The sequence below is a fragment of the Clostridium sp. D5 genome, from assembly GCF_000190355.1.
GTDB classification, from domain to species: domain Bacteria; phylum Bacillota; class Clostridia; order Lachnospirales; family Lachnospiraceae; genus Faecalicatena; species Faecalicatena fissicatena_A.
The window spans coordinates 1,322,343-1,327,160 of the sequence record NZ_GL870809.1 but is presented as its reverse complement, the minus strand read 5'-3'; the positions used below and the strand labels follow the sequence as shown (position 1 = coordinate 1,327,160).

Annotated in this window: 3 protein-coding genes and 1 pseudogene; all 4 read right to left on the bottom strand. The window is 51.0% G+C overall.

What is annotated here, in order from left to right; all coding sequences use genetic code 11:
* Positions 1-788 precede the first annotated feature (788 nt).
* On the bottom strand, positions 789-1,286 hold the full coding sequence (gene xdhC / locus HMPREF0240_RS05565; RefSeq protein WP_009002467.1) for a xanthine dehydrogenase subunit XdhC: 498 nt from the start codon (positions 1,284-1,286) through the stop codon (positions 789-791).
* Entirely contained in the window at positions 1,279-2,166 is an 888-nt protein-coding gene (gene xdhB / locus HMPREF0240_RS05560; RefSeq protein WP_009002466.1) for a xanthine dehydrogenase subunit XdhB, read from the bottom strand. The genes xdhC and xdhB overlap by 8 nt, the downstream gene beginning before the upstream one ends.
* Before the next feature lie 49 nt (positions 2,167-2,215).
* The gene (xdhA, locus tag HMPREF0240_RS05555) at positions 2,216-4,513 is read right to left on the bottom strand and encodes a xanthine dehydrogenase subunit XdhA (RefSeq protein WP_009002465.1); all 2,298 of its coding nucleotides are present in this window, start codon (positions 4,511-4,513) and stop codon (positions 2,216-2,218) included.
* A 117-nt stretch (positions 4,514-4,630) separates the two neighbouring features.
* Positions 4,631-4,818 (bottom strand): annotated as a pseudogene (locus HMPREF0240_RS24790) (group II intron reverse transcriptase/maturase); the annotation flags it as partial.

Sequence of the window (4,818 nt, the reverse complement as noted above, 5' to 3'; positions counted from 1 at the left end):
GGGAACATGGAGGGTGCTTGCCGCAGTTGGCCCGAATGCTGATGCATTCGCGCCGCCGGCGGCAACAGAATTTGCCTGGGTGGGCAAATTCTGCCCTCCATGTTCCCTGTTTTTTCTCCAACGGATTCTAACCGCGCTCTCTATGGATTTTGAAATGGCATATACAGCTCCCCCGGGAGTCTGCCTCGCCTTTTACTTAGCTTTTTCCGCGCCGGACAGTTGCAGGAGACCCGCTTATGAATGGCGTCGTGACGGTGCCAGCGGATTTGCCAGGATACGCGTGAGATGATGCCCCCAGTACTTTTTACACAGGCTATACGTATAGTTTTATATAAAGAGGATGGCTTCAAGCAGGCTCAAGTACGGGCGGCTTACAGCGCCCGGCTCTCGCGATCCTTATGAAATCTTCTGGGGAACAAGGTGCTCTGCTTAGGCTGTTCAATACGCTGCTACCGTTTGAGTTCTCTTCTGACTTGCCGTCCTACCGATTGGAGGCACCCAGCCTGTCTGAAACGGGGAGCGTTCTGCCGCCGGGATAAAAGTGAATGGGGGCTGGGAGTATAGAACGCATGGTTAGAAGTACTTGCGTAAAAGACGCCGCCCACGAGGGATGGGAAATAATTTTCCAAAATTACTTCCCATTCCAACTAAGGCAGAAAGCATCAGGCTTTCTGGCCGAATGTTGGATGTGCCCTCGTGGGCGGCGTCTTTTATGCTAGTACTTCTCCATAAGTGGGTTACTTCCAGCCCCCATTCACTTTTATCCCGGCGGCAGAACGCTCCCCGTTTCAGACAGGCGACCTCCCCCCTCTCTCCCGCATTGTTTTCTCTACCGCATTGAGGATGTTTTCGTAGCCGGTGCATCTGCATAAATGGCCGGACAGTAATTTCCGTAGTTCTTCTCTTGTGTATTGTTTTCCGGACTCTAGGATTTCTACTGCGCTCATGATGATTCCGGGGGTGCAGAAACCGCATTGTACTGCGGTTTCGTCTATGAAGGCCTGCTGGATGTCGGAGAGTTCTCCATTGGGACCCATGAGGCTTTCCAGGGTGCGGATTTCTTTGCCGTCGGCCCAGACGGCCAGGTAGATGCAGGAGTTGTAGCATTCGCCGTCTATGATGACGTTACAGGCGCCGCATTCTCCTACTTCACAGCCTTTTTTGACGCTGGTCAGACGGTAATCGTTGCGGAGCATGTCAGTCAGGGATGCTCTTACGTCTACCATGGCCTCTCGTTTTTCTCCGTTGATTGTGCATTTTACCAGTTTGTATTGAATTTCACTCATGATATACACCTCCTGACAGATGGATGGACTCTTTCAGGGCACGTTTGCATAATACTGTGGAAATGTGCTCGCGGAAGGCTTTGCTGGCTCTCCAGCTGTCCCGCGGGGTTACGTCTTCCAGGACTGTGTCTCCAATTGTTTCTATTGATGCTGCGCTGATCTCCATGCCTCTGCCGGCCTGTTCTGCGTGGATGGCACGCATGGGGACCGGACCTGCTACACCGTATGCGATTCTGATATCGTCCAGGTGCCTTTTGTCTTCGGACAGTTTTACGTTTACGGAACAGCCAAGGGTTGCTATGTCCATGGCTCCGCGCATTGCGTATTTTATGTAGTGCCCGCAGTATCCCTCATAGGACTTCCGGGGGATCAGAATTGCTGTCTGTAATTCTGCGGGTTTTAAGTCTACTTTGCCTGCCTTGATGTAGAATTCCTGGATCGGGATCCTCCGGATGCCTTCCGGGCCCGTCAGTTCGATGATTGCGTCCCATGCAAACAGTGTGGACGCGGAGTCTGCCGAGGTGACGCCGTTGCAGGTGTTTCCGCCTATGGTGCCAATATTGCGGATTTGGGGGCCTCCTACCTTGTCTACGGCCTCTCCCAGTACATTGATGTATTTTTGGATAATCGGGTCCTTTGTAATGTGGGAAAAACTGGTCAGGGAACCGATCCGGATGGTCTGGTCCTCCTCCAGCTTCACTCCCCGTAATTCGTCCAGGCCATAGATACTCACCAGTTCTGCACCTGCGCGTTTGCCCTCTCTCATCTGTACCAGAACATCGCTTCCCCCGGCTATGATCTGAGCATCTGGATGCTCCTGGAGTAACTGTATTGCATGAGCCACGCTTTCTGCCTCATACAGAGCTTTCATATCATACATATCTCAAATCCTCCCTTCTCAAACTGCCCTAAATTTTCGATATACTGGTTTATACCAGCCCTTCTTCTCTGAAACGCGCAAAAAGTATGTGCGGCGTCAGAGGAATCTCGTCTACAGCTACACCAGTGGCCTGCAGCACTGCGTTTCTGATTGCCGGTGCTATGGAACAGACCGGCGGCTCCCCGAGCGCTTTCGTTCCGTATGCACTGGTAGGCTCATAGTTTTCAACAAACTGACCCTCCAGATGTGGATGATCCATAAAGGTTGACAGCTTGTAATCCAGCAGGTTATTATTCAGAGGTTTTCCGGTTCTCTCGTCAAAAATCAGCCTCTCGGACAGCCCGTAGCCGATTCCCATGCTCATGCCTCCATGTACCTGCGCTTCAGCCAGAGCCGGATTGATCAGCCTGCCGCAGTCGTGCACATTGACGATGTTCGTCAGCACTGCCCTGCAGGCCGGAATATCCACCTCTACCTCTGCAAAAGTACAGCCAAATGAGTAGGCGTTTGTCTTCGCCTGATAGGTGCTCTCCGCCGTCAGATGTCCGTTGTTGGTCAGGCTGTACAGCTTTTCTGTAGCCAGCTCTGCAAGGCTCATCAGTATCTCCCCGTCCCCCATGCGGACAATATTGCCGTCTATGAGATCCAGGCTTTCCTTTGTATGACGTGTCAGCTCCTGGGCCGTATCCAGTATGTGGCTCTTTAAAAGGGCGGCCGTCTGATTGATCGAAAATCCGGCCATATACGTTTGTCTGGAGGCGTACGCTCCTGTTCCAAATGGAGTGATATCCGTATCCTGCACCGTCATTACATGAACCTGTTCAAACGGGATTCCCAGTGTCTCTGCCGCCATCTGTCCGAACGCGGTGTCTGCACCCTGGCCGATCTCGGTTTCTCCGACCTGTACCTGTACGGAACCGTCCTGGTTTAGCACCATTCGGCACGCGGACGTCTCAAGAGAAATGGGCCATACACCGGTATTGTACCAGAAAGCCGCTATGCCGATGCCCTTTCTTACCTCGCCTGTCTGTCCGGAGTATTCTTTCAGTTTCCTGTCATAATTTATGTATTCTTTTCCCTTTTCCATGCATTCATGAAAGGTATCAAAATAGTTTATATTTTTAGAAAATCCGTCCGTATATCCCTTTGGCATTAAATATTTCCATCTGAATTCATAGGGCGGAATCCCCAGCGTTTTTGCCACATCGTCCGTATGGCTTTCCACTGCAAACATTGCCTGCGGTATTCCATAGCCTCTCATCGCTCCCGATACCGGCTTATTGGTAAATACCGTATAGGCGTCCCCCTCCACATTCGGACAGGGATACAACTGTGGAAATGCACCCATGCCTTTTGCCGCAATACTGTGGCCGTGGGAGGCGTATGCCCCCTGGTCTGAGAAGCATTCAATCTTTCTGGCTGCAAAGCTGCCGTCAGGACGCACATAGGAAATAATATGAGTGCGTATCGCATGCCTTACCCGGTTGGATACAAATGTTTCTTCCCGGGATACATCCAGTTTCACAAGCCGCCCGCCGACTGCCGTACTGAGATAGGCACAGAGCGGCTCATACAGAATATCCTGCTTATTACCGAATCCGCCCCCTATATAAGGCTTGATCACTCTCACCTGCCCCCAGGGAATCCCCAGAGCCTGCCCCACAACTCTGCGGCAGATGTGCGGAATCTGCGTAGAGGAGACGACCACAATCCGCCCCTGCTCCATATAGGCATAGCAGATAAAATTCTCAATGTGGCAGTGCTGTACCGTCGGTGTATCATACCAGCCCTCCACTTTGACCAGTCCGGGCTCCTTTATGGCCTCCTCATAATTGCCATTGCGGATCGAAGTATGCTTCAGAATGTTTCCCGGATACTCCTCGTGGATCAGAGGCGCATCCGCCTCCATCGCCTTCTGGACATCCAGCACAAACGGCAGTTCCTCGTACTCCACCCGAATCGCACGCACAGCCTGGGACGCCGCCACTTCATTCTCAGCCACAACAGCAGCCACATCGTCCCCGTAAAACCGCACATGGTCCGTCAGGATCAGACGGTCCTGCACATCCTGGTGTGCAGGATCCGTGGACCAGGGATGCCCCGCCGTCGGAAAATAATTCTTAGGAATATCAAAGCATGTCACAACCTTAACCACTCCGGGGATCTTCTCCGCCTCTTTCGTGTCAACTGCTTTCACAATACCGTGGGCAACTGTAGAATGCAGGATTTTAGCCACATAAGCGCTTTTATCACACAGGTCATCCGTGTATTTTGCACGCCCCGTTACCTTTTCAAAAGCATCCACACGCTTTACGCTCTTCCCTACGATCTGTTCCCTTTCCTCCATATTTCCACCTCCGCATCATATTATTAATAGAGTAGGGAAATAATGGCTAGCATTATTTCCCTCTCATTGAACCGTACGTACGGGTCTCGTATACGGCTCTACAACTTATATTCCAACTTATCTTAGATAATAATTTAAAGGATTGAGCAAACCAGCTCCGTCCTTTATTTTTGTTTCAAGCACCATTGGGCTAATGATAAAATTAACTACGTTCATTCCACTCTGTCTGTACCATCCAAGTCTTGAGTTTGCAACTTTATAGATTGATTCATGGTCGAATCCACATTCATATTTTCTATTCATAT

Bases quoted from the DNA above. Each gene is read 5' to 3' on its own strand.
- xdhC (WP_009002467.1), bottom strand. From the start codon at position 1,286: ATGAGTGAAATTCAATACAAACTGGTAAAATGCACAATCAACGGAGAA.
- xdhB (WP_009002466.1), bottom strand. From the start codon at position 2,166: ATGTATGATATGAAAGCTCTGTATGAGGCAGAAAGCGTGGCTCATGCA.
- xdhA (WP_009002465.1), bottom strand. From the start codon at position 4,513: ATGGAGGAAAGGGAACAGATCGTAGGGAAGAGCGTAAAGCGTGTGGAT.